The organism is Hymenobacter cavernae (genome assembly GCF_014641455.1).
Lineage (GTDB): Bacteria > Bacteroidota > Bacteroidia > Cytophagales > Hymenobacteraceae > Hymenobacter > Hymenobacter cavernae.
Map to the genome: position 1 here is coordinate 163,456 of NZ_BMHT01000008.1, position 25,275 is coordinate 188,730.

Sequence of the window (25,275 nt, forward strand, 5' to 3'; positions counted from 1 at the left end):
CGCTTGAAAGGGATTAGAAGGCGTCAATAAATAGTAGAGACAAACTGAGTACCCCGGTCGGTGGTGGTGGCGGGGGTCGGATTAGGCAAGGGCTTGGAATCGGCGGCAACGCCAATGCGCCCGTAGTGCACCAGCGGAAACTGACCTAGGTTGGTGGCGCGGTATTCCCACTGCGTGGAGCGGTTGCGCAAAATCACCTCGAAGGTTAGGTCTTGCACGTGCCCATCTTCATCCAGCAAGCTGTTGCCGTCGGCGGGCCGGTGCTGAATCTCGATGAAGCCAATGGGGCGGCCGCTACCTAGGTCGGTGGTTGGGGGTCGCGCCTCCAAGTCGGCGGGCCGAATGGTTTCGTCGGCGTTCAGGCGCAGGCTGCCCGGCACGTTGCGCCAACGGAACACGCTGTTTTGCTTGGCAAGGCCATCCAGCACCGCGCGGTCGAGGTCGGTGTACAGGGGGAAGTAAGCGTCAGCCTGGTAAATGGCAAATATCAACGTAAGGCCCTCGGCCAAAGGCACAACGGACTGATGAGCCGCCGCCATTATTCCCACCCGAAAGCCGTCGGGCAGGTTTTTGAACACCATCCAGCCATTGCGCATGGCTAGCTGCGTGGCCGCATCGGGCACGATGCGCCAGAACTTGCTGATATCGTAGTCGCCCCGCACCAAGGCCAGGGTTTTCTGCTGCGCGGGCGTGGGGCTAGCTAGGTCGAAAGGCGTAGCGCCGAAGTTCAGGAAGTAGCGGTGCATCACCTGTACCCTGCACAGCGTTTCGTAGCCCGTCACAAAGCGTTGCATGGCCATAACCGTCAGTTTAGGGTGGGGTTGATAATCTCGGTTCGCCCCTCAATCGTGGTGATGGCCGCGCCGCTGCCAAACTGGCTTTCGGCCTGCTCTTCCACCACCCGCACCTTGTACACCACGAACGGCACCTGCTTGCCGCCGAGCGTGCCCCACAGTTGGTTGATTTTTTCAAACGAAAGCGAGTACAAATCCAGCGACAAACGCAGCCGCAGCGCTTCGTCCGGCAGACTGTCGGTGGGCGTATTGGCTACGCTCAGCTCCTTTTTGCGCTGAAAGCACTGCACCGCCCACGCCAGCCGTTTCAGCGCTGTGGCGTAGGTGCTATTGTCAGTGAAGCTGGTGCCAATCAGCACAAACAGATTCAGGAACACCGGCGGGTTTACCAGATCGAAGCTGCCGGTGGCGTTGCGCACGTACGGGCTGCTATTTTTTAGCGCGCTTTCCTCTTCCACGTTCACGAGGCTCAGCAACAGCGCATCGGTGGTGGCGCCGGGCGCGCAGATGCTACCTAGGTCTACATTCGCCGTTGCATCGAAGGCCTTGACGTAGGCTCTTAGCTCGGCGCAAATCATCGCTAATGCCTCGTAGATCATCGGTTTGTAATTGAGCTATCGACCGTATCCCTTCACCCGGCAACCAGCCGACCTAGGTATCACACTAAGAATAGTATGACTAAAGTACAGCAAGCCTCTACCCAGCACAATCACATAATCATGTGATACTCTTCGATTTACTGCGATAGACAGAAGCCGCGTTTCGCGCTTCTACGGCCCTCTTGCAAGCTGACTGGCCTAGTGCCGCCAACGCTGGCGCAAACCGCGGCGCATGATCATTGGCGGCTGTAACTTCGGCTCACCCCTCCGCTCCGGCTGGTTCGCCGGCTAGCCTTGCTGCTTCACCCCAATTGCTGTAGTTCCAGGAGCTTTACCTTCCGAAATTTGATTCGTAACAAGGCCATTTTCTTTGCTAAAGTGCCCTCTTCCAAAACCTAGGTCATTTTGCCCTGACAATAGGAACACGCCAAACCCTGCCCCGTGGAAACCCTGCATCGCCTCAATATCGGAGTACATGTGCTGTTCGGTACGCTGGCGCTTCTGGTCGGCCTGGTGCCGCTCCTGACGGCCAAAGGCAACACCGCGCACCAACGCTTTGGGCGCTGGTTTATAGGGCTGACGACGGTGGTGCTCGCCACGGCGGTGCTGGGGCTGGCGGTGTTCAACTTCCGGCCTTTTCTGACCGTGATTGTGCTGCTAAGCGTGTACCAGGCCTATTCCGGCTTTCGTGCGCTACGCACCCGCAGCACCGGCCCCACGCTGTCTGATGGCTTATTTTCGGGCGTATTCCTGTTGGGTGGGCTCGCTTTTCTGGCGTTGTTGCCGCACATTCAGCTGGTGTGGTCACCGGTAGTCATGTACAGCACTTTGGGAACCTTAATTACCATGACTATTTATGACCTAAGCCGCTTTAGCTGGCAGCAGCAATGGCGGCGCGGCGCCTGGCTCTACGAGCACATTTGGAAGATGACCAGCGCCTACGCGGCGCTGTTGTCGGCCTTCACAGGTACGGTGCTGGCCGCCTACAAGCCGTATAGCCAGTTTATGCCCTCGCTGCTGTGTTCGGGCCTAGCCTTGGCCTTCATGTTTTCTGCGTATCGCAAACGACGACACCTGGTCAGGCTCTTAGCTTAGCCGTGGCTTTCAGCTTCTTTAGCCCTCTTTCATGCAGGACCGTCGTCTTCGCCTCATTGGTATTCCCGTCTTGAGCTTGCTTATCACGCTGTTCACGCTGCCTGCGCTTGGCTCACTGTCGCCGCTATGGCTTCTTATTGACTGGAGTATCTCGCTGTATTTCACCTTTTTCCTGTGGGTCGGCAACCGGACGCTGTGGGCGTGGGTTCTTAGCCGTTTTCCGCATGTAGAGCAAACGGCCAAACGTCTCTGGGTACTAGCCGCGTTGTCGGTGCTCTTTACCAGCCTAGCCACGATGCTGCTGCGCCTGCCTTTGCAGATGCTGCTACCTAGGTATTTCACCGCTTTTTGGCCCGATAATCTGCGCGCTTCTACCTTCAACCTGATTCCTACCGTTGTGGTGCTCACGGTCTACGAGGCCGTGTATTTTTTTCAGCAATGGGAGCAGAATGTGCGGCGCACCGAGCAGCTCACCCGCGCCGGGGTCCAGAGCCAGTTGGAGGCCTTGCAAAGTCAGCTCGATCCGCACTTTCTCTTCAATAGTCTCAACACGCTCTCGGCTCTGATCGACGAGCACAACACGCCCGCCCAGGAGTTTGTGGAGCAGCTCTCCGACGTGTACCGCTACGTGCTGCTCAGCCGCGACAAAGCCACCGTGCCGCTATCCGAAGAGCTAGCTTTTGTGGCGACGTACGTGGCCCTGCAAAAAGCCAGGTTTCGGGAAAACCTGCAGGTGGAGCAGGAAGTGCCCCCGGAAGCCCTTTCGCAGCACGTAGCGCCCTTGAGCGTGCAGCTGCTGGTCGAAAATGCCCTGAAGCACAACGTGGCGTCACGGGAGCATCCGCTGCACCTGGCTATCCGTTACGAGCCAAGTGGGCCATTTTTGGTGGTGGAGAACGTATTGCGTCCGCGCACGGCGGGGTTAGGTTCAAGCACGGGCATCGGCCTGCAAAACGTCATTCACCGCTACGAGCTGCTGCAAGTGCCGCAACCGGTGGAAGTCAGCAAGGACGAAGGCTGGTTTCGGGTGCGCCTGCCCCTCTTAAAGAATGGGTGAATGGCTGAGGAACTGAGCAGTTTTTCCGGATTTTAGTGCTCGTGCTTAACTGACCGACAACTGTCTCTCTATTACTCTACAATCTTCTGCTGCTTAACTCCATCACTTCCCCATGACCGTCCTGCTGCTAGAAGACGAATACCCCGCCGCCGAGCGCCTGCAACGCCTGCTTCAGCAAGCCGCCCCCGATGCTGAGGTAGTGGCCGTGCTCGACAGCGTGAGCAGCACCCTAACCTGGCTCGCCGCACACCCTGCTCCCGACCTTATTCTCTCGGATATTCAGTTGGCCGATGGCTTGAGCCTGGAAGTGTTTGAGCAAGCCATCGTTAGCAGCCCCGTTATCTTCACTACGGCCTATGATGCCTATGCCATTCAAGCGTTCAAGGCCAATAGTGTCGACTATTTGCTGAAGCCGGTGAAGCTAGCCGAATTGCAAACGGCCCTCACCAAACTGCGCCAGTGGCGCACGCCGGCTGCTCCGGCTCCCGACGATTCGGCCCAGCGGCTCGAACGGCTAATCGAGAGCCTGCCCAGACCGAATCAAGCCTATAAAGCTAGGTTTCTGGTGCGCAGCGGCGAGCAGCTTCTGCCCCTGCTCGCCTCGCAGATTGCTTGGTGTCAGAGCCGCAACGAAGTGACAACCCTAACCGCCACCGACGGCCGCCGCTACGTGGTGGATTACACCTTGGAGCAGCTCGAAAAGTTGCTCGACCCGCAGCAATTTTTTCGATTAAACCGACAGTTTATCGCTCACTTACAAGCCGTGCAACGTCTGCATCCCTACTTCAACGGCAAGCTCAAGCTAGACCTGGCTCCGGCGCCCAGTGAGGAAGTGGTGGTGAGTCGGGAGAAAGCCAACGCGCTGAAAAGCTGGCTGGAAGGGTAGTTACTGTTCACCGATCCAGCCACGCTTTGAAGGCCGCCACCCGCTCGCGGCTGACGAGTACGGCTTCGTCGGAGCTGACGGGGCGCAGCACGGTTTGGAGGCGGCTGTTGGTGTAGTGGATAATGTCCTGGATGGCGTCGGCGTGGGCTAGGTAGGCGCGGTTCAGGCGAAAGAAGTGACGCGGGTCGAGCAGGTTTTCGAGCTGCTCCAAGGTGTAATCCACCACGTAGCGGCGGTTTTCCTTGGTCTGGAGCAGCGTGGCTTTTTCGAGGCTGAAGAAGTAGGCAATCTGCTCCGTCGGAATGGCTTTCAGGTGTTCGCCCACGCGCACCACGAAGCGGGTTTTGTAGCTGGTGCTGGGTTGCGCCTGGCGCAGCACCTCGGCCAGCAATGAGGCATCGAAAGCTGGTGCGGTGGCCGTGAGACGCAAGCTGCGCAGTTTGGCTAGTGCCACTGTAAGTTCCTCTGAGTCAATTGGCTTGAGTAGATAATCAACGCTATTGACCTTGAAAGCCCGCAGCGCGTAACGATCATAAGCCGTGGTGAAGATGACGGGGCATTTCACTTCCAGGCGCTCAAACAGCTCGAAGCTCAGCCCATCGGCCAGGTGAATATCCAGGAACAGCACATCGGGGCTAGGTTGCAGCGTTTGCAGAAACGCCTCGGCCGCTGCCACCGACTCGGCCGTGCCCACGACTTCCACCGGCAACTCCTGCTTTTTTAATAGCTCAGTTAAGCGGCGGGCCGCAAGTGGTTCATCTTCAACAATAAGAGCGCGTAGCGTTAGGGACATAAGGAGCAAAATAGGTTTGTAAAAGCTAGGTCTGAGAGGGGTGGTAAAGATAAGCCGTAGGGCTACCTAGCGGTCATCCTGAGCTTGCGCAGGACCTTCCTCTGATAAGCAATAAACCCTCACTTCTCGCCTAACCATTCCTTTACCTGCTCAGTGGGTTTGGGCTTAGGAGTTGATTTAAGCTTTGGGTTTCCTTAGAGGGAGGTCCTTCCTTCGTCAGGATGACAGACGATTATTCCTGGCTTTTTCCGCTACACCAACTCTAGCACTGGCAGCGTCACGATGAATTCATGGTCTGTTTTCTTCACTGACACAGGGTGTTGCGTGAGAAAACCATAGCGCGATTCCAGGTTCCTCAGACCTAGGCCGGTCGATTCTTCTGGCGCCACCCGGCGCGGGCGCAGCGTGTTGCTTACGACAAGCTGATGGCTCGCCTCATCGAGGTAGATGCGGATGCGCAAGGGCTGGTTTTGCAGCGCCGTGTTGTGCTTGATGGCGTTTTCGAGCAAGAGCTGCAAGGCCAGTGGCGGCACCATGAAGTTCTCCAGGTCGTCGGTAGGCGGCAGGTCCAGCTCCACCTCCAGGCTGTTGCCCAGGCGGGTGCGCTGCAAGTACAGATACGCCTCAGCGAAACGCAGTTCCTCAGCCAGCGTCACAACTTCGTGGTCCTGGCTATCAAGCACGTAGCGGTACACTTGGGAAAGCTGCCTGATGAAGCGCACGGCGCGAGTGGGGTCTTCTTCCACCAGCGACGTCAAGGCATTCAAGGAGTTAAACAGAAAATGAGGATCGACCTGCCGGCGCAGCGAATCGAGGCGCGCCACGGCCGATTCTTTCTCCATGCGCTCGGCCCGAATAGCGGCGTCGCGCCAGCTTAGCAGAAACGAGCGGCTGTGCATAAACAGCGACACAACCACCGTAGTCAGCAAGGGAAAGATAAAGTTCTCCCAACGAATAGCGCTTACCGGGCGGTGGTGGTAAAAAGCCAGAAAGGCAACATTGACCAAGGAAATGACAAGCAGAGAGGCACTCATGGAAGCGCCCAACGTAATCAGGAAACTACGGATAGGGTTCTTAGTCCAGTCGGCATTGCGATTGAGCCGACGATTGGGGTACTCATTCGCCAGCCATAAGCCATAGGTGTAGCAGAGCGTATAGCCAAGCGTCACCACAAAATCTTCGGTGAAAATGCCGCACTTCGGACAAAACAGGAAAGTCAGCACGAAGGCAAACAGCGTCATGCCCGCCAGCTTCCGCCACCATTTGATATTTTGGGGATAATGCTTCCCAAGTGAGGTCGATTCGTTCGCGCGGTCGCGAGCAGATAGAGACGTGGCCATAGCGCTAGATAGACGAACAAGGACAAGTTAACCAGAATTAGACGCCGCGACAATCTCGCCGGAAGTACAAAGAGGAGCGCACGACCTAGGTCGTGCGCTCCGCCTCGTTTCGATGTTTTCAGTTTGTGCCGGCCGAAGCCGTTTCGTAGCTTTTCAACCGACCTAGCACCTGCCGCTCGCCCCAGTTGGGCGCTAGGTTGCTGCTAGGTTTGAAGGCGGCAAACCTAGCTTTGGCGTTCTCATACAACGGCTTGGCTACCTCGGCGCCCCCGCCGAACATCTTGGGCGTGTAATAGGCGTTGTTGGCTTCCACCAGGTACACGCGCGGATTGGCGGGGTTAAGCTTTTTGGCCTGAGCCACCGTTTCCTCTACCATACTGGAATACTTCATAGAACGCAGCACGGGCGAAATACCCAGCCGGGCCTGGTAGATGTAGGCTTGCAGCACCAGCAGCTCCGATTCTTCGCCACCTAGCTTGCGGGCCTGCGCCAGGGCAGCTTCGGCCTGGTCGAGGGTTTTGTCTTTCACGTCGCCGTCTTCCTTGCTCTGAAAAACATTGATTACCAGCGCATAGGCCTGGTAGTAGCGGGGCAGCCAATCGGCAGGCGCTACGGTAGCGGCGCGCTCCATTTTGCCAGCCAGGCTCTTTAGCTCGGCTGGGTCGCCGGTGCTCATCAGCTCTTTAATCGTGGGCCCTAGCATATCGTTGTAGCCAGCGGGTGCGACTTGCGTCGTGGCTGCCTGAGCAGCTTTGTTTTTTTGGGCCGAAGCGGAGAATGAAGCGGCGGCGAGGGCGAGCAGGAAGATGGTCTTTTTCATGGCGTTCAACGGGTTAGGTTTGTTAGGGCGTTTTGTTGAGTCAAAGGTGCAGCCCACCGCCGCGCCCTGAAATTTTGAGTTACCGAAGCGTCAGATAAGGCGGATGAACCGTTGATTTCGCCACCTAGCTTCTTTGCAAGCAAGCACCTAGGTTCGCAGCCAGGAGAACTAAAAGCCTATCTAGCTAGGCCAAGCCAACCAAGAGAACGTCATTTCGACTAGCGGGAGAACTCTCGCTGGTCGAAATGACACCTAATTAGATAAGCGCCAAGCGCCGCAGCTAACCTCCCACGCCGCTCAGCGTTAAATCAGGCTCACACCCTAACCTACCTGCTATGAAAACGGATTCTTTACAAGATGCTGTCGTCGTGATTACGGGGGCGACCAGCGGCATCGGCCGCGCCACGGCTCTCACCTTTGCCCGCAAAGGCGCCACCCTGGTGCTGGCCGCTCGTCGGGCCGATGTACTGGCTGAAGTGGTGGCTGAATGCGAAAATTTCGGGGGCCGCGCCCTAGCCGTACCCACCGACACCACCGACGCGGGCGCCGTGCGCTACTTGGCCGAAGCCGCCCACGAATTCGGCGAGGGCCGTATTGATATCTGGATCAACAACGCCGGCAGCGGCGCTGTCGGGCGCTTCGAGGAGGTGCCGCTGGCTGCCCACGAGCAAGTGCTGCACCTCAATTTATTTGGTTACCTCTACGGTGCGCACGCCGTGCTGCCTTACTTCCGCCAGCAGGGTCGGGGCACGCTGCTCAATGTGGTGTCGCTGGGCGCGTGGCTGCCTGAGCCTTACACGGCTTCGTATAGCGCCAGCAAATACGGCTTGCGCGGCCTCTGGACACGCTACGCGCCGAGCTCAGCGACGAGCCCCACATCCACGTCTGCGACGTGCACCCTTCGTACATCGACACGCCCGGCTTCCAGCACGGGGCCAACTACACCGGCAAAGTGGTAAAGCCCGCGCCGCCCGTGTTTCCGGCCCAAAAAGTCGCGGACACCCTTTTGGCTGTCGCCCAACATCCGCGCCCGACTACGATGGTGGGCTGGCCGGCTTACGTGATGCGCTGGTCATACGCCATAGCACCTAGCCTTGTCGGTCGCACCACCCGCCGTTTGTTTGACACCTATTTTGCGCAAGCTGATCCTGCTCCGGTATCGGAGAACAGCCTATTCACGCCTAGCCTCGTACCGCACGACACGAACATTTCGGGCGGCTGGGCGAAGCCCACGAAGCCGCGTAATGGGCAATGGCTCGGAGCCGCTTTGGTCGCTGGGCTGGCCGTGAGCTTCCTAGCCTGGCAGCGCACGAAGGAGGAAGCTAGGTAGTGCATGACGTTCCAATCTAACAAGAAGCTAGCCTAGGTTACTCTGGGGCGGTTTCCGTATCGGAGGGGCGTTTTTTATTGATAGAAATCAACAAGCCGGCAAATACCATCCGCTGGGCGGCGGGCGTCACGGCTACGTTTTGGTAGAAGCCGTTGGCATCGGGTGTGTTGGCGTAGCGGTAGCCGTAGATATTATTGCGACCCAGCACATTAGAGCAGGAAATATGCACGATGGTCAGGTTGCGCCACAGGCTCGTCACGTAGCTCAGGTTGATGCTCAGGTCCTGGTAGCTAGGGGTGCGGCCCTGGTTGTAGCCGTCGCGGTTGAGGTCGTAGTAGGCGCGGGGCGAGCCGTAGCTGTAGGTAGCGCCTACCTGCGTATGCAGCTTCTGAATCCAGTACTTGCTCACCACCGATAGGTTATGGCGCGAGGCGAAGGTGGGCACGGCCATGATTGGGTCGAGGCGCTGTTGGCGGCGGGTATCTACCAGGCCGTAACTCACCCAATAGTCCAGGTTTTTCACGGTTTTCCGGTCGCGCCAGAAGAAGTCGAATCCGCGGGCGTAGCCGTGGCCGGTACTTTGGTAAAAAGCCGGATTGTAGAGGTGCGCCGCCGTGGAGTCGTAGCGCAGCAGGTGGGCGTAGCTTTTGTAGTACGCCTCCAGGCGCAACGTGCGGTCGTTTTTAACTCTTTGATACGTAACTAAGTAGTGCGTAGCGCGCTCGAAACGCAGGCCAGGATTGTACTGCCCGATGCGCAGCAAGTCGTTGGCGGGCGTTTGGTAGAAGTAGCCGTAAGCGGCCGAAAGCTGACTGCCTTCGTTGAGCTGATACGCCAAAGCCAAGCGCGGCGCGGCATTCCAGCCACCCAGCACCCGCGAGTACTCGGCGCGCCCACCCACGCGGGCCACGAGCTGGTTGGAAAAGGCTACGTCCGATTCCGCAAAAGCGGCGGCGCGGCGTTCGTCGAAACCTAGGTGCATGGTGCTGGCGTCGTTGTTTTGCTGGTATTGCTGGCGGTAGTTCTGGGCGAGGCCCTCGGCACCTAGCTTCAGGTTGAAGTAGGCACTGGCCGAATCGTTGGTGAGCACCACCCGGCCTACCACTGACTGCTCCAACTCGTGCAGGTACTGCACATCAGGGCGCACGGTTTGTTCGTCGAGGGTACCGGCCACGCCGGTTTGCACGCTCCAGCCCCGCGTCAGGGGGCTGCGGAAGGTGGCATTCACGTACTGGTTGCTGTTTTGCAGCGCAATGGGTCGGCCGCCTTCAAACATCGGATCAGGCTGGCGCAAAGCAAATTGCGACTGCGTGAAGGTGCTGTACACTTTCACCATGCCGGCCTCGCCGGTGCGTTGGCGCAAGGCCAGCGAACCGCCCATGCTCTGCGGCGCTTTCGTCCAGCCCCAGCGCTGCGGCACCAGGCCGTAATAAGGTTGCAGGTTGGTGTAGTCGCCCGTCACGGCCACCGACGACCGCTCGAAGCGCTGCTGGTGCGACACGCTCACGCCCACCGACAAGAGCGACAAGCCCGTTTGCGTCTCCGGAGCTAGGTCGTAGGAGTTCAGCCCCACCGCCGCCGACAGCGCCTGCCCGTACTCGGCCGAGTAGCCGCCGGTGCTGAACACGGTGCCTTTGAACAGGTTAGGCGAAAACCGACCGCGCGAGGGCACGCCGCTCACGCTGGCATTGTAGGGGCTTTGCAGAGGCAGGCCATCAAGATACTGCTTGGTTTCGCCGGCCGCACCGCCGCGCACAAACAGCTTACCTTCCTCCCCTACCCGCGAGGTGCCGGGCAGCGTGTTCAGCGCCCCGCTGATGTCGGCGAGGGCGCCAGCGGTGGTTTGCACGTCGCGAGTGGTGAGCACCGTGCTGCGCTTCTCGTCGCTGGCTTCGAAAGCGCCGGCGGTGATAACCACCGAACCTAGCTGATTGCGCACAGGCTTGAGCGTGAGGGTGAAACGCTTGCTCGTGCCATCGAGCACTACTGGTTGCTCCTGGGGCTCGTAGCCCAGCAACGAAGCCAGCAGCGGCAGCGTGCCGGTTTGCTTGGTAGTGAAACGGAAGTGACCTAGGGTGTCGGTGCTGGCGCCGTCGAAGGTGGTTTTCAAGAACACGTTCACGCCCGGCAGCGGTTGGCCGGCCGCGTCGCGGATGGTGCCGCTAAGCGTGGTGGTAGGCGTTTGGGCAACGAGGTGGCAGGTGGCAATCAGCAGGAGCAGCAAGGAGAGGAACAGTCGTTTCATGGCTTTCGGGCGTTTGAATGACCCAAAAGTGGCCGACCGCTGAGGCTACTGAAACTAAAGGTTACTGAAGCGTCGGATCAGGTGGATGTGGTGCGGCTTTCGTGGATGAACTGTAGCTCTCCTGTCATTCCGAGCGTAGCGAGGAATCTGAGTTTAAGTATTACCACGATGTAATTCAGATTCCTCGCTACGCTCGGAATGACAGGAGACTCGCTCGGAATGACAGAAGTCGGGCCTCCCTTTTTGCCCTGCGCTCCGTATGAAAGCAGCTCAAACCTACTCAGCAATCGACCTGGCTTTTCTGCCCTAGGCAGAGCCTCCCACAACCCATCATGCAAAAGAAAACCGCTGCTCTCCTACTCGCTCCCGCGCTCGGGGCCGGCATCCTTACCTGGATCTTCCGCAGCAAACCCTATACTATTCAGGCCGATAGCTGCGCCACCCTCACGACGGCCGGACGTATCCGGATAGCGCTTTTACGCCAGCTCATCAAAAGCATGCGGCTTTCCACGAAGAAGCTAGGTATGCCGGAAATAGCCATGCGCGCTATTGAAGAACGGACGGTGCCGACCACTTATGGGCCAGCGAAAACCACTTTTTACTGGCCTAATGCCGTCAGCAGTGCGCCGTTGCCGGTGTATGTGAATTTTCACGGGGGCGGCTTCATGCTCGGCTACCCCCAGCAAGATGATCTGCTGTGCCGCTACTTGGCGCATCATGCTCAATGCCTGGTGGTTAATGTAGATTATGCGTTGGCGCCCGAGCACCCGTTTCCGGCGCCGGTGCTGCAAAGCTATGAGGTGGTAAAATGGGTGCAGGAGCAGGCACCTAGCCTAGGGTATGATGCCAGCCGCCTTGCCATCGGCGGGCACAGCGCGGGCGGCAGCATCGCGGCGGCGCTGGCGCTGCTGGTGAAAGAGCGGCAGGAGTTTCCGCTGGCGCTGCAAATCCTGGATTATCCGTCGCTCAACATTGCCGAACCCTCTCGGCAGAAGCACGTTTTGCCCGACCGCAAACAGGCGCTTTCCGTCGAGCTGACGGCGTTTTTCAAGCACGTATACGCCCCTTGCCCCGCTGACTGGACGAACCCATTGGCCTCGCCCCTGCTGGCCGACGACCTGACCGGCCTGGCTCCCGCCCTCATTATCACGGCTGAATACGATTTGCTGCGCGACGATGGCAACGCCTACGCCGAGAAGCTGCGGGCGCAGGGCGTGCCCGTCACGCACCGCGAGTTTCAGGGCGTCGACCACGCCTTCACGCACTCGGGCCCCAAAGAAGCCGCTGAGCAAGCCTGGAACCTGATGCTGATGGCGCTGCAAGAAGCTTTCCACGCTGATAGCGCACCCAAAACAACGGAAGCCATAGCGGCCGACGAACCTAGCCTGGGTGGTTCACTCATTTAATTTTCTTCTAGCCGCAACGCAGGCAAAAAGCGCTGTCAGCTGTTTAGAACGTCATGAATTAGAACGTCATGCTGAGCTTGTCGAAGCATCTCTACTGCAATGGCATTCATTTACTTTGGCGGGAGAGATGCTTCGACAAGCTCAGCATGACCGGAATACAAAACACACCTAGCCCTACTTTCAATCTTTCCGCTCATGGAAACCGCCACCACCGCCAGAAGAATCTTCCAGGTCATCGACGGCAACAAGAAGTTCGTCGGCGACGGATTCGACGTGACCAGCCCCATGCCGGGGCCGCGCATCCGGCAGCTCAGCCCCTTCCTGCTCATCGACCACACCGGCCCAATGCCCGTAGCACCCACCGACGCGCCGCTGGGCACGCCGCCGCACCCGCACCGCGGCTTCGAAACCGTAACAGTAGTATACCAAGGCAACCTAGCTCACCGCGACACGGCCGGCTACAGCGGCAAAATCGGCCCCGGCGACGTGCAGTGGATGACAGCTGGCTCGGGCCTCTTGCACGAGGAGCGGCACGAACGGGAGTTTGCCAAACAAGGCGGTACGCTGGAGTTGGCGCAACTGTGGGTGAACGTGCCGAAGAAGGACAAAATGGCCCCGCCGCGCTATCAGGAGCTGCCCGCCACCATCATTCCCAGCCTCCAAACGCCCGACAACCTAGGTACCATCCGCGTCATTGCCGGCAGCTACGAAGGCACCAGCGGCCCCGCCGAAACCTTTTCCCCGATGATCATGCTCGACGTGCACCTGAGCAAAGGCGCTGAGCTAACACTACGCTTACCAGCCGATTACAACGTGGGTATCTACGTCGTGAAAGGCGACGTGACGTTCAACGGCAACCGTCAGGCGAAAACCAAGCAGCTCGTCGTGTTCGGCTGGGACTCCGCGGACATTCCGGTTACCTGCGCCGAAGACAGCATCTTGCTGGTGTTGGCCGGTGAGCCCATCGAAGAACCGCTCGCCACCTACGGTCCTTTTGTGATGAACACCAACCAGGAGCTAATTCAAGCCATGGCCGATTTTGAAAACGGCAGCATGGGCCACTTCGATGACGATGAGCACGAGCACTAGAATGCAGTCAATAGAACGTCATTCCGACCAGTGGGAGGAATCTCGCGTGCAATGCTAACTCCAATCGGCAGGTTTACCAGCACAACGTCAGCAAGCGAGATGTCTCCCGCTGGTCGACATGACGGTCTGATTTAGCACGACGTTCCGGAAAGCCCAAATGCCAACTATTCTCTCTACTTATCCCAACCAAGCACTTATGCCTACGAACACCGTTCTCGTAGTTGGTGGCAACGGCATTATCGGCCGCAACGCTGTCAGCCATTTGCTCTCAACCGGCAACTGGAACACCATTGTCACTTCCGCTTCGGAGCTGGATTATGACACCACGGCGCAGTACGTGCAGCTCAACTTACTCGACCCAGAAGCAGTAGCCCAGCAGGCCGAACGGCTGCGCGAAGTGACCCACGTAATTTATGCCGCCTATGTTGAAGGTAAAACCTTGGCCGCCCAGACGCACGTCAACCTGGATTTGCTTCGCAACCTTGTGATTGGGCTGGAGCAGGTGGCGCCAAACTTCAAGCACGTCACCTTCATCCAGGGCGGCAAGGCGTACGGTGCGCACCTAGGTCGCTACAAAACGCCCGCGCTGGAAACCGACCCGCGCCACTTTCCGCCCAATTTCTACTACAGTCAGGAAGATTTCCTACGCGAGCATTCGGTGGGCAAAGCCTGGAGCTGGACTTCGGTGCGCCCAGACATTGTGGTTGGTTTTGCCGTGGGCAACCCCATGAACCTGGCCAACCTTATTGCCGTGTACGCCAGCCTGTGCAAGGAGCTGAGAGTGCCGTTCCGCTTCCCCGGCAGCCTAAAGGCCTATGATGTGTTGGTGAACGTGACCGACGCCAACATCCTGGCCAAAGCCATGGAGTGGGTTTCGACGCACGAAGAGTGCAACGAGGAAATCTTCAACGTCACGAACGGCGACATCTTCCGTTGGAGCCAGTTGTGGCCTAGGTTCGCCGAGTACTTCGGGGTGGAATACGCCGAGCCCATCACCTTCCCGCTGCACGAATATATGGAAGATAAAGCCGAGCTGTGGCAGCAGATGGTGGAGCAATACGGCCTGAAAAACCATAGCTTGGCCGAGCTAGCCCAGTGGCCCTTCGGCGACTTCATCTTCAACGTGGAAGCCGACGCCTTCTTCGACGTGAACAAACTCCGTCGCTTCGGCTTCCACGAAATGCAGCTGGATAGCTTCACTTCCTTCCGCAATCAGTTTGAGCACCTGAAAGCGGAGAAAATCATCCCTTAACACCCGTTCAGGTTAACGTACGCAGTAGAGACGCAACATCTTGCGTCTCCTCGTTGCTGATGTTGTTTACCTAGGTCAGCCAGGATTAGTCGTTCAACGACGAGGCGCAAGATGTTGCGTCTCTACTGCGTACACGCGTTTTATCGTAGAATTTTGTCAATGGAAGCTCAACCTCTTACCGGCAAAGTTGCCCTTATTACGGGCGCCAGCCGTGGCCTAGGTGCTAGCATTGCGCTTACCCTCGCCCAAGCCGGCGCCACCGTAGTTGTAAACTACCACTCCGGTCAGGAAGCGGCCGAAGCCGTCGTGCGGGAAATCGCGCAGCAGCAAGGCAAAGCCTTTGCTATTCAAGCTGATGTGAGTGATGCTCAGGCTGTAGAGCAACTGTTTCAGCAGGTGCGTGCGCAAGTCGGCGAAGTGGATATTCTGGTGAATAACGCGGGGATTGGCGTACCCAAGCCATTCCTGGAAATCACGCTCGATGATTGGCAGAAAGTGCTGACTACCAATCTTACCTCGGCGTTCCTGGTCAGCCAAGCGGCCATTCCGAGCATGATGGCCAAAGGCTTTGGACGCATCATTACTATTTCCTCCACAGCGGCGCAAACCGGCGGCGTGATTGGGCCGCACTACACGGCTTCCAAGGCGGGGTTGATTGGTTTGATGCACTCCTATGCTTCGCTGCTGGCCCAGCACGGCATCACGGCCAACGCCATTGCGCCCGCGCTCATCGAAACCGACATGATCCGGAACAACCCGAAAGTCACGCCCGATCTGATTCCGATGAAGCGCTTCGGCCAGCCCCAGGAAGTAGCCGATGCCGTGCTGCTGCTCGCCACCAACGGCTACATCAACGGTCAGACCATCAACGTGAACGGTGGCCTCTACATGAGCTAGCCTGTAGCGCGGACTTTGTAGTCCGCGCATAGTGTATCAGTCTCACAACAACTGATTGGACGGCTCAGCGCTATCGGACTGGAGGCGCGAGCCATTTTATCAAGCACGGACTACAAAGTCCGCGCTACACATGCTCCTTACTATGCTTACTAGCCTTATCCCATCCACCCAGCAGCCTCTGCCGGTCATCGGCCTAGGTACCTGGCAGACATTTGACACCTCCAGCAAAGCGGCTTACCCACAGCTCCTGCAAACACTTGATACGCTGCACGCTGCGGGCGGAACGGTCATTGATTCCTCCCCCATGTACGGGCGCTCGGAGGAAGTAATCGGCGACCTTACGGCGCAGTTGGAGGCGCGAGAGGCATTCTTTTACGCCACCAAAGTCTGGACGCAGGGGCGACAGGCGGGCATTCAGCAGATGGAAGCTTCGCTGCGCAAGCTGCAACGCCCCAGCATCGATCTGATCCAGGTTCATAACCTCGTAGACTGGAAAACGCACCTAGCTACGTTGCGCGAATGGAAAGCCGCTGGCAAAGTCAAGTACCTAGGTATCACGCACTACCTCGATTCGGCGCACGCAGAGCTGGAGCGCGTGCTGACGACGGAGCCCATTGATTTTGTGCAGTTCAACTACTCCATTCTCGACCGCCACGCCGAGCAGCGCCTGTTGCCCGCAGCCGCCGCGCACGGCGTCGCAACGCTCATCAACCGGCCTTTCACGGAAGGCAATTTGCTGAGCCGCGTCAAAGGCAAGCCATTGCCGGATTGGGCTAAAGAGCTAGGTATCAGCAGCTGGCCGCAGTTCCTGCTCAAGTTCATCCTCTCCCACCCCGCCGTGACGTGCGTGATTCCCGGCACCCGCGACCCGCAACACCTGGCCGATAACCTGAAAGCCGGCGAAGGCGAACTGCCCGACGAAGCCACGCGCGAGAAGATGGCGGCCTTCGTGCGCGGTCTGTAGAGACACTCCTACCTTTGCCCAGGCCTTTTTCATTTCCCATGACTCTGCACTGGACCACCAAACCCTTCCACGACCTAGCTCTCACCGAACTCTACGCCCTGCTTCAGCTTCGCAGCGAAGTATTTGTGGTGGAGCAAGCCTGTGCTTTTCAGGACATTGACGGCCAGGACGAGGCGGCTTACCACCTGCTGGGCCACACCGAATCGGGCGAGCTAGCTGCCTACACTCGCCTCTTCGACGCCGGCAAGTGCTACGCGCAGGTGAGCATCGGCCGCGTAGTGGTGTCGCCGAAATATCGGCGCTACGGGCTAGGTCGGGAGCTGATGCGGCAATCCATTGCGCAGTGCGACGCCCTATTCGGGCCGCAGCCGATCAAGATCGGGGCGCAGTTTTACCTGCGGGAGTTTTACCAGAGCTTCGGCTTCCAGCAACAAGGCGACATTTACCTGGAAGACGACATTGAGCACATTTACATGCTGCGGCCGTAGCCTAAGTTGTCATTCCGAGCCAAGCGAGGAATCTGGGTTAAAACCTAGGTGGATAAACTCACATTTCTCGCGTTGCTCGGAATGACAAATAGTCCTTTACTGTTTCGACCCGCACTCGGCGCAGAACCGCTGGTCGGCTTTCATAGTCGCGCCGCAATCCACGCAGAACTTTTCCTTGTTCTGGGCCGTGGCGTTCGGGGTGCCGCATTCGGGGCAGAACTTCTGGCCAGGATTAAGCTTGGCGTTGCAGCTTTGGCACTGTACAATGCCGCCGCGGTTCAGAAAATCCAGCTCTTTGGTGTAGTCATGCTGGCGGGTTTTGGTGTAAATCTGCTCCCGGCTGGCCTGGGCTTGCTGGGAAGCTAGCTCCTCGTGCTCGTCGGGCGCGCAGTCTTCGCAGAGGCCGGCTTTGCTGTTCCAGCACACATCGGGGCACACCCAGTGGCCGCAGCGCGTGCACTGCTTGAAGTGCTGCTTGCCTTCGAGCACCGCTTTTTCCAGCGCCTCATCGTGCGCCTTGCCGCCGATGGCGCGCTGCACGTGGTAGGCGGCGTTGCCGGCATCCGAAAAGAGCCCGCCGAACAGGCTGCCGGCGGCGCGCATCAGCTCACCCGCAATGCCAACACCATTTGGCTGAAACCGCGACATATGGCCGTTGCGGCACTTGTCGCAGTAGAACTTGAACTGGAAGCCTTTGTCGGTGGACAGATCATCGTGGTTGGCGACAAACTGAATCATGTTGCTCATAGCGGTCGGCTGGGTTGATTATCAGGTGGAAGTAAGCGTCATTGTTGACGTTACGCAGCCGCCAAAAGTAACATTTCTAATACTCTATTTACTTATTCAGATAAGATCTTCCAGAAAGCTAGGTTTACTACTGCGCGTCTGCTCGGCCGAGTTTATAAATTCGGCTGAGCAGCGAGAAAGGCCGTCATGCTGAGCTTGCCGAAGCATCTCTACTGCAATGGCAAACCCTAATGATTGGGATTACTTTGGCAGTAGAGATGCTTCGGCAAGCTCAGCATGACGGCCTTTATCAAGGCTTTTCATTCAAGCCCAACCTCTTACCTCACGAGAAACCTAGCACCGGGTGCGGCTGGTATAATTCCTCGAGTCTCTTGATTTCCTCATCCGAAAGCTTCACCGACACAGCAGCTACAGCATCTTCCAGGTGGCCGGGCTTGCTGGCACCGATAATCGGCGACGTGATGACCGGCTTCGACAGCATCCAGGCCAGGGCAATCTGGGCGTTGGGTAGGCCGTGCTCCTGGGCAATTTCGCTCACGCGGTTGGCTACTTCAAAGTCATCGTCGCGGCCGTAGAGCGACTTGCCGAAGTTGTCGGTTTTGGCGCGCTCGGTTTCGTTGCGCTCCTTGCTGCGGCCGCCCGTGAGCAACCCACGCGCCAGCGGCGACCAGGGAATCACCCCGATTTTTTGATCCGCGCACAGCGGCAGCATCTCGCGCTCTTCTTCGCGGTACACCAGGTTGTAGTGCGGTTGCATGCTCACGAAGCGCGTCCAGCCGTGCAGATCAGCCAAGTACAGTGCCTGCGCAAACTGCCACGCGTACATCGACGAGGCGCCAATGTAGCGTGCTTTGCCGGCTTTCACCACATCGTGCAGCGCCTCCAGAGTTTCTTCAATGGGCGTTTCGTAGTCCCAGCGGTGAATCTGGTAGAGGTCGACGTAATCGGTGCCGAGGCGCTTCAGGCTAGCATCGATGGCGCTCATGATGTGCTTGCGCGAGAGGCCTTTATCGTTCGCGCCGGGGCCCATCGGGTTGTACACTTTGGTAGCCAGCACGATTTCGTCGCGCTTGGCAAAGTCGCGCAGGGCGCGCCCCACTACTTCCTCGCTGGCGCCGTTGGAGTACACGTCGGCCGTGTCGAAGAAGTTGATACCTAGCTCCAAGGCTTTCTGGATGAAGGGGCGGCTTTGCTCCTCGTTCAGGGCCCAGGGCCAGCGGTCGGTGGGCGTGCCGTAGGTCATCGTACCCAGGCAGATTTTGGAAACTTTCAGGCCGGTTTGGCCCAGGCGAATGTAGTCCATGAGGGGTGTGTTGGTTTGGAGCTGTTGTATACGCCCAGGTTTGGCGAGAGGCTGTAAGAACACTGCGCCCTTTGCGTGAACACTGCGTCTTCTGCGGGCTAAGTCGTTGCTACGGTTTGAGCCCGCAGAAGACGCAGTGTTCACGCAAAGGGCGCAGTGTTCAAATTGAAATGCGGATTTACAATTCGTACACATCTTATTGCATGATTACACAATCGATTGTGTAGCTTTCGAATAATTCCTTCCCAACCTAGCCACCTTCTTCTGTCCTCATGCTCAACTTCTCCTTTGCTTTCGCCAGCCGACCGGTGTTGCTTGCTTGCCTAGCTTTGGCTAGTAGCTTCTTACCAAATCAAACGCAAGCCCAGCGCCGCACCAAAGCCGCCACTTCTGCCGCTACCGAGCGCACCTGGATGGCCGACAACGGCAACGGCACCTTCACCAACCCGCTCTTCTACGACGAGTTTTCTGACCCCGACCTCATCCGCGTGGGCAACGATTTTTACCTGACGGGCACCACCATGCACACCATGCCGGGCCTGCCGGTGCTGCACTCCAAGGATCTGGTAAACTGGGAATTACTGAGCTACGCGGCCGATAAGCTGGACTTCGGTCCGCAGTATCGCTTTGAAGGCGGCAAAGACGTGTACGGACAGGGAATTTGGGCGCCTTCGTTCCGCTACGCGCGGGGCAAGTTCCACATTTTCACCAACGTAAATGGGCGCACTACCCAGCTCTACACCGCCACTAACCCAGCCGGCCCCTGGACGCACACCGAACTAAAAAAGTCCTTTCACGACCTATCGGTACTCTTCGATGACGACGGCAAAACGTACGTCATTTGGGGCTACGACGAGCTGAAGATTGCCGAGCTGACCGACGACCTCACCGACACCAAGCCGGGCACCGAGCAAGTGCTCATCCCGAAGGGCAGCGGCGTGGGCGAAGGCTCGCACTTCTATAAGATCAACGGCAAATACTACATTACCAACACCAACTACGACCCGGTGGGCTTCATGGTGTGCGCCCGCGCCGACAAGGCTACTGGCCCCTACGAAGTGACAGTTATCAGCGCCGAAGAGGCCCTAGGTATCGGCGTGAACTGGCGCTTGCAGCCGGGCCGCACGCCTCCGTTCAAGCTCACGCAGCCCACCAACGACTTTTCCTCCGCCATTCCGATGCACCAGGGCGGCATCGTGCAGACGGCTACCGGCGAGTGGTGGGGCTTCTCGATGATGGACTACAATGCCGTAGGTCGGCTGCTAACCATCTCGCCCGTAACGTGGACCAACGGTTGGCCCTACTTCGGCCTGCCCGGCAACCTCAAACGCTCGCCCCGCACCTGGGTAAAGCCCAACACCGGAGCCAACTTGCCCCCAATGGCGCCCTTCAAGCGCAACGATGAGTTCAACACGGGTAAGCTCAACCCGCTCTGGCAATGGAACCACCTGCCCGATGATACGAAATGGTCGCTTACCGAGCGCAAGGGCTTCCTGCGGCTGCACTCCCTGCCTGCCAAGGACTTCTTCTCAGCACGTAATTCGCTGACACAGCGCGCCATCGGTCCTGAGTCGACGCCCACGACGGAGATGGAGCTGAAAGGCTTGAAAGTAGGCGACGTGGCCGGCCTGGCTTTGCTGAATTTCCCGTACACCTGGATCGGCGTGGCCCGCACCGCCGAGGGCTTTGAAGTGCAGCAGTACGATCAGCAAACCGAAAAGCTGGTGCGCCAGCCGATTAAAGAGTCAAAAGTGTGGCTACGAGCGCACTGCAACTTCGACACCGACCTAGCCACCCTGCACTACAGCACCGATGGTAGCACGTTTCAGGCTATGGGCGGCCAGATAAAGCTGCCGTATCAGCTCCGCACGTTCCAGGGAATTCGCTACACGCTGTTCAATTTCAACACCCAAGGCACGGCCGGTGGGTACGCTGATTTCGACCGGTTCGTGGTCGATCAGCCCCGCGCCAAGGGCTTGACGCAGCCCATTCCGGTGGGCAAAACCATCATGCTCACCAGCCTGGCCGACAGTACCATTCTCATCAACTGGCGCGGCTGGCTGCGGCCGGTGCCGCTCAACAGCCCGCTGGCGAAAGGCACCGCTGGCCGCTTCCGCGTGGTAGATCGGGGCCTAGGTCGCATTTCGCTCGAATCGGCTGGCGGCACCGAATCGGCGGGTGGGCTGGTTACCGTAGTGGGCCTTGCCGGCATGGGCGAAGTCCGCATCATCAAAGGCGAGGCCGGCGACGCCAACACCTTCCAGTGGCAGGACATGCTGCGCGGCGACCTCATGCTGATGAACCTGAGCAACCACCGCTACCTGCTCGCCATTCCGCGCAGCGGCAGTTTCTGCGCCGCCGACGCCCCCGGCACTCGTCCCGACCGGAAAGACGGCGCGTGCTTCACCTGGCAAGTGGTAAGCGAGTAAGAATACTGCGCCCTCTGCGAAAACCTCTGCGCCTTCTGCGGGCTAATGTCGTTGTTACGGTCTGAGCCCGCAGAGGACGCAGAGGTTTTCGCAGAGGGCGCTGAGTTGTGCAACGCATAACCTAGCTTGTCGTCTGTTCCCACAACCAACCTAGCTTTCTCGCATGAGCGGAATCCGACTCTTATTCGTTTGCTTTTTGTCGCTGCTGCTCAGTGGCTTCGTGCTGCATAGTTATAAGCGTCCAAAACCGCCCAGGGCTAAGTTCCAGCTGATGGAAGCGACTATTGCCGATGTACACCAAGCCCTTAAAAAGGGCGACTGTAACTGCGAGCAGCTCGTGGCGGCTTACCTGAAACGCATTGAAACGTACGACCAGCCCACTAAGCTAAACGCCATCATCCTGACCAATCCGCAGGCGCTTGCAACGGCCCGGCAGCTCGACGCCGAGTACAAGAAGACGAAGAAGCTGCGACCGTTGCATTGTATTCCACTCATTGTCAAGGACAACTACAACACGGCGGGTTTGCAGACCACCGCAGGCTCGTTGGCCATGAAAGGCTTCGTGCCGAAGGAAGACGCTACGGTAGTAAAGTCGTTGAAGGACGCCGGTGCGATTGTGTTGGCGAAATCCAACATGGCCGAATGGGCCTTTAGCCCGATGGTTTCGATTAGCTCGATTGCGGGCGAAACGCTGAACCCCTACAACTTGCTGCACGTACCGGCCGGTTCGAGCGGCGGCACTGCGGCAGCCGTAGCGGCCAACTTCGGTACGGCCGGCCTAGGTACCGATACCGGCAACTCCATCCGCGGGCCATCGTCGCACAATGCGCTGGTGGGTTTCCGGCCGACCCTAGGTCTGGTGAGTCGGGCCGGCATTGCGCCGCTGTATTTGCGCAACGACACCGGTGGCCCCATGACCCGTACCGTAGCCGACGCCACGCGGCTGCTCGAAGTAATGGCCGGCTTCGACCCCGCCGACCCATTAACGAAGTATTGCGAAGGCAAATACACCAAAAACTACCAGCAATACCTCGATAAAAACGGCTTGAAAGGTGCCCGCATTGGTGTACTACGCACCCTCAGCGAACGAAGCCCCGATCCGCAGGTGAAAGCCTTGTTTGAGCAAGCCGTGGCCGATTTGCGGAAAGCCGGTGCTATCATCGTCGATCCGGTCGAGATTCCCGACTTTGCTACCGTCAGCAAAGACCAGTGGTGCTCTGTGTTTCAGCACGATATCAACGAGTACCTGGCAGGCCTAGGTCCGCAGGCGCCGGTGAAGAATTTGAACGAGATTATCGCCTCCGGCAAGTTCGCGCCCTCCATCGCCGACAACCTCACCTACCATCAAAAGAGCGCCGTGACACCGGAAGGCACTACCTGCGCCGACCCGTACACCGACCCCAAACGCCTTGCCTTCCGCAAAGCCGTGACCGATGTGATGGACCGCTACCAGCTCGGCGCGCTCATCTACCCGACCTGGAACAACCCGCCCGCGAAAGTCGGCGACTTCAAAGGCTATAAAGGCGATAATAGTCAGCTCATTGCTCCGCACACCGGTCAGCCGGCCTTCACCGTGCCGATGGGTTTCACCTACGATAATCTGCCCGCCGGCCTTCAGTTCCTAGGTCGCTCCTTCGACGAGCCAACCTTGGTCAAGTACACCTACGCCTACGAGCAAGCCACCAAGCACCGCAAAGCCCCCACGCTTTTCCCGGCACTTCCAAAGTAAAACACTGCGCCTTCTGCGGGCTAAAACCGTAACAACGACTTTAGCCCGCAGAGGACGCAGTGTTCACGCGGAGGGCGCAGTGTTCTTACGCTAAAACTTCACCACAATCTTCCCGAAGTGCGAGCCGTTGCCCATGAATTGCAAGGCGTCTTTCACTTCGTCGAAGCCGAAGGTTTTGCCGATGATGGGCTTGATGTTGTTCTGCTCGAAGGCTTTGAACAAGTCGGCCAGCATCTCGGCGCTGCCCACATAGATGGATTGCAGGCGGTTCATGAAAATGGGCGCCATTTGCAGGCTCTTGGCATCGTCGGGGGAAGCGGGGCCGCCGACTGCGCCAATCAGGAAGACGCTGCCGCCGGCTTTCACCGCTTGCAGCGACTGAGCTAGCTTGCCGGCTACTTCCACCACATAATCAGCACCTTGGCCTTGGGTTAGCTCTTTGGTTTTGGCTTCCCAGTCAGGCGTTTCTTTGTAGTTAATGGTCAAATCGGCGCCGAGGGCTTTGGCTTGCTCCAGCTTTTCGTCGCTGCTGGAGGTGATGATGGCTTGGGCGCCAAACAGCTTGGCGATTTGCAAGCCGAAGATGGACACGCCGCCCGTGCCTTGCAGCAGCACCGAGTTGCCGGGCTTTAGTTGGGCCTGAATAGCTAGGGCATGCCATGCCGTGACGCCTGCGCAGGGGAAAGCCGCTGCTTCCTCGTAGGTAAAGAACTGCGGTACTTTCACCACCGAGTCTTCGTCGAAGGTCACGTACTCGGCCAGCACGCCATCGGTGCTGCCGCCCAGGGAAAGCTCCGTTTTTTTAAGTGAGAAAGGTCCGGCGTGCCAGTTCGGGAAGAAGTTGACCGCTACCCGGTCGCCGACGTTAATCTTCGTTACGGCCGAGCCAACTTCCGTCACCAGACCGGCCGCGTCGCTGAACGGAATGAAGGGCAGCTTTTCGCCGGGGTAGCCAAACCAGCCGTTGGCCAACGCCCAGTCGCGGTAGTTGAGGGAAACGGCTTTTACCTGAATCTTAACTTGTTTGTCGTTGACGGCGGGCTCCGGGTAGTCACCTAGCTTGAAGTTTTCGAAGCTTTTAGGCGCGTGCAGTTTATAGGCTTTCATGAAATTAAAGCTGATTTGAGCCTAATCAACTCCTGAGCGGAGGATGATGTTTTGTAGGAACGCGCCACGGCGCGTTCGGCGCCTGCCCCGTGTGATTACCTAGGTCCTGCCTTGCAAGGCAAGCTTTTTCTTTGATTGTCCGGTCAGGTTATCGTTCACCGTCGAACGCGCCGTGGCGCGTTCCTACAATTGCAACGGTGTCGTTCAACGACGAACGCACCGTGGCGCGTTCCTACTTCGGGTGATTGCTCACGGGGGCTTTGTCGTCTTTGGTAACCGACTTATCGGAATAGACGACGAAAACGGCGCCCGCTGCCATCAGCAACGCGCCCACTATCAGCTGCCAGTTTACCTTGTCTTTCAAGAAGACAACGGCCAGCGTAATGGAGAAAACCAACGACACCTTATCCAGCGCCGAGGTGCGCGAAGCGGCTCCTAGCTTTAGTGCGTGAAACGAGCACAGCGACGACAGGCACGTAATGACGCCCGCCAGAATTAGGAAAATCCACGCTTTGCGCTCAATCCGCCCCACATCGGGCAGGTGGCCCTGAAAAATCACCACCGACCAGGCCACAATCAGAATCAGCACCGATTGAATGGCGAAGGCCAAGCTCGAATCAACGTTTTTGATACCTGCTTTTGACAGCGTGATAACCACCGCCGCCAGAAACGCGGCCGACAAAGAGAAGAGAATCCACATGCTGTTTGGCCTACCAACTTTTAAACGACGCCCCACCCTATCTGCCGGCCAGGCTAACTGCCTAGCAATACGGCCCCTTAGCGACTTAGTTGCTGGCACAAGCTAGCTCGTCGCTAACAACGCGGGGAGCTGTTTCGAGGTAAAACGACCTGCTTCGGCAACACACCGCTGCCGGATTCGCCGTCGGCGGGGCGAAACCTAGCTC

The 25,275-nt window shown here is 58.2% G+C and carries 23 protein-coding genes; 13 read left to right on the forward strand and 10 right to left on the reverse strand.

The features are described 5' to 3' along the window. Positions 1–23: 23 nt before the first annotated feature. Together IEX74_RS20160 and IEX74_RS20165 are read right to left on the reverse strand one after the other, a co-directional pair. Positions 24–800 carry a hypothetical protein gene (locus tag IEX74_RS20160; RefSeq protein ID WP_188815843.1) on the reverse strand — a complete coding sequence of 259 codons (777 nt, stop codon included), beginning with the start codon at positions 798–800 and terminating at the stop codon, positions 24–26. Positions 801–805: 5 nt separating this feature from the next. Further along, positions 806–1,393, reverse strand: a complete 588-nt coding sequence (locus tag IEX74_RS20165; protein ID WP_188815844.1) for a Pvc16 family protein — start codon at positions 1,391–1,393, stop codon at positions 806–808. 441 nt (positions 1,394–1,834) lie between these two features. Here IEX74_RS20165 and IEX74_RS20170 point away from each other — a divergent pair, with 441 nt between their 5' ends. From IEX74_RS20170 to IEX74_RS20180, 3 genes are all read left to right on the forward strand, one after another. Further along, the gene (locus tag IEX74_RS20170) at positions 1,835–2,488 is read left to right on the forward strand and encodes a hypothetical protein (protein ID WP_188815845.1); all 654 of its coding nucleotides are present in this window, start codon (positions 1,835–1,837) and stop codon (positions 2,486–2,488) included. A 31-nt stretch (positions 2,489–2,519) separates the two neighbouring features. Further along, positions 2,520–3,545, forward strand: a complete 1,026-nt coding sequence (locus tag IEX74_RS20175) for a sensor histidine kinase (protein WP_188815846.1) — start codon at positions 2,520–2,522, stop codon at positions 3,543–3,545. Between the two features lie 112 nt (positions 3,546–3,657). Continuing rightward, positions 3,658–4,431 carry a LytR/AlgR family response regulator transcription factor gene (locus tag IEX74_RS20180; protein ID WP_188815847.1) on the forward strand — a complete coding sequence of 258 codons (774 nt, stop codon included), beginning with the start codon at positions 3,658–3,660 and terminating at the stop codon, positions 4,429–4,431. A gap of 7 nt (positions 4,432–4,438) precedes the next feature. Here IEX74_RS20180 and IEX74_RS20185 read toward each other — a convergent pair whose 3' ends face one another. The 3 genes from IEX74_RS20185 to IEX74_RS20195 all read right to left on the reverse strand — a co-directional run bounded on the left by IEX74_RS20185 (position 4,439) and on the right by IEX74_RS20195 (position 7,384). Then, positions 4,439–5,224 (reverse strand): LytR/AlgR family response regulator transcription factor, encoded by a 786-nt coding sequence (locus IEX74_RS20185; RefSeq protein WP_188815848.1) that lies wholly within the window; start codon positions 5,222–5,224, stop codon positions 4,439–4,441. Positions 5,225–5,475: 251 nt separating this feature from the next. Continuing rightward, on the reverse strand, positions 5,476–6,564 hold the full coding sequence (locus tag IEX74_RS20190) for a sensor histidine kinase (RefSeq protein WP_188815849.1): 1,089 nt from the start codon (positions 6,562–6,564) through the stop codon (positions 5,476–5,478). Positions 6,565–6,682: 118 nt separating this feature from the next. Then, a complete protein-coding gene (locus tag IEX74_RS20195) occupies positions 6,683–7,384 on the reverse strand; it encodes a hypothetical protein (protein ID WP_188815850.1) in 702 nt (233 codons plus the stop codon). A 335-nt stretch (positions 7,385–7,719) separates the two neighbouring features. Here IEX74_RS20195 and IEX74_RS23295 point away from each other — a divergent pair, with 335 nt between their 5' ends. Continuing rightward, entirely contained in the window at positions 7,720–8,343 is a 624-nt protein-coding gene (locus IEX74_RS23295) for an SDR family NAD(P)-dependent oxidoreductase (RefSeq protein ID WP_229755391.1), read from the forward strand. Then, a complete protein-coding gene (locus IEX74_RS23300) occupies positions 8,277–8,714 on the forward strand; it encodes a hypothetical protein (RefSeq protein WP_229755392.1) in 438 nt (145 codons plus the stop codon). Before IEX74_RS23295 ends, IEX74_RS23300 begins: the two co-directional genes overlap by 67 nt. Before the next feature lie 37 nt (positions 8,715–8,751). Here the strand turns inward: IEX74_RS23300 and IEX74_RS20205 are convergent, their stop codons facing one another. Continuing rightward, a complete protein-coding gene (locus IEX74_RS20205) occupies positions 8,752–10,959 on the reverse strand; it encodes a TonB-dependent receptor (protein WP_188815851.1) in 2,208 nt (735 codons plus the stop codon). Positions 10,960–11,291: 332 nt separating this feature from the next. Between IEX74_RS20205 and IEX74_RS20210 the strand changes: the two genes are divergently transcribed. The 6 genes from IEX74_RS20210 to IEX74_RS20235 all read left to right on the forward strand — a co-directional run bounded on the left by IEX74_RS20210 (position 11,292) and on the right by IEX74_RS20235 (position 17,055). After that, the gene (locus IEX74_RS20210; protein WP_188815852.1) at positions 11,292–12,365 is read left to right on the forward strand and encodes an alpha/beta hydrolase; all 1,074 of its coding nucleotides are present in this window, start codon (positions 11,292–11,294) and stop codon (positions 12,363–12,365) included. A 195-nt stretch (positions 12,366–12,560) separates the two neighbouring features. Further along, positions 12,561–13,454: a pirin family protein gene (locus IEX74_RS20215; RefSeq protein WP_188815853.1), complete on the forward strand. Its 894-nt coding sequence runs from the start codon at positions 12,561–12,563 to the stop codon at positions 13,452–13,454. Positions 13,455–13,650: 196 nt separating this feature from the next. Beyond that, positions 13,651–14,706, forward strand: a complete 1,056-nt coding sequence (locus IEX74_RS20220) for an SDR family oxidoreductase (RefSeq protein WP_188815854.1) — start codon at positions 13,651–13,653, stop codon at positions 14,704–14,706. Between the two features lie 159 nt (positions 14,707–14,865). Continuing rightward, positions 14,866–15,603: a 3-oxoacyl-ACP reductase family protein gene (locus tag IEX74_RS20225; RefSeq protein WP_188815855.1), complete on the forward strand. Its 738-nt coding sequence runs from the start codon at positions 14,866–14,868 to the stop codon at positions 15,601–15,603. Positions 15,604–15,745: 142 nt separating this feature from the next. Next, the gene (locus IEX74_RS20230; RefSeq protein ID WP_229755393.1) at positions 15,746–16,567 is read left to right on the forward strand and encodes an aldo/keto reductase; all 822 of its coding nucleotides are present in this window, start codon (positions 15,746–15,748) and stop codon (positions 16,565–16,567) included. 38 nt (positions 16,568–16,605) lie between these two features. Continuing rightward, positions 16,606–17,055 (forward strand): GNAT family N-acetyltransferase, encoded by a 450-nt coding sequence (locus IEX74_RS20235; protein WP_188815857.1) that lies wholly within the window; start codon positions 16,606–16,608, stop codon positions 17,053–17,055. A gap of 96 nt (positions 17,056–17,151) precedes the next feature. On the opposite strand, the gene IEX74_RS20240 is transcribed toward IEX74_RS20235, so the two are convergent. Then, positions 17,152–17,802, reverse strand: a complete 651-nt coding sequence (locus IEX74_RS20240) for a zinc ribbon domain-containing protein (protein ID WP_188815858.1) — start codon at positions 17,800–17,802, stop codon at positions 17,152–17,154. Between the two features lie 322 nt (positions 17,803–18,124). Then, the gene (locus tag IEX74_RS20245) at positions 18,125–19,105 is read right to left on the reverse strand and encodes an aldo/keto reductase (RefSeq protein WP_188815859.1); all 981 of its coding nucleotides are present in this window, start codon (positions 19,103–19,105) and stop codon (positions 18,125–18,127) included. A 272-nt stretch (positions 19,106–19,377) separates the two neighbouring features. Here IEX74_RS20245 and IEX74_RS20250 point away from each other — a divergent pair, with 272 nt between their 5' ends. Then, the gene (locus IEX74_RS20250) at positions 19,378–21,534 is read left to right on the forward strand and encodes a glycoside hydrolase family 43 protein (RefSeq protein WP_188815860.1); all 2,157 of its coding nucleotides are present in this window, start codon (positions 19,378–19,380) and stop codon (positions 21,532–21,534) included. Between the two features lie 163 nt (positions 21,535–21,697). Further along, on the forward strand, positions 21,698–23,263 hold the full coding sequence (locus IEX74_RS20255) for an amidase family protein (RefSeq protein ID WP_188815861.1): 1,566 nt from the start codon (positions 21,698–21,700) through the stop codon (positions 23,261–23,263). 90 nt (positions 23,264–23,353) lie between these two features. Here the strand turns inward: IEX74_RS20255 and IEX74_RS20260 are convergent, their stop codons facing one another. Continuing rightward, entirely contained in the window at positions 23,354–24,370 is a 1,017-nt protein-coding gene (locus tag IEX74_RS20260) for a zinc-dependent alcohol dehydrogenase family protein (protein WP_188815862.1), read from the reverse strand. Positions 24,371–24,602: 232 nt separating this feature from the next. After that, complete coding sequence (locus IEX74_RS20265) at positions 24,603–25,070, reverse strand: EamA family transporter (RefSeq protein ID WP_188815863.1); 468 nt, start codon at positions 25,068–25,070, stop codon at positions 24,603–24,605. Positions 25,071–25,275 lie beyond the last annotated feature (205 nt).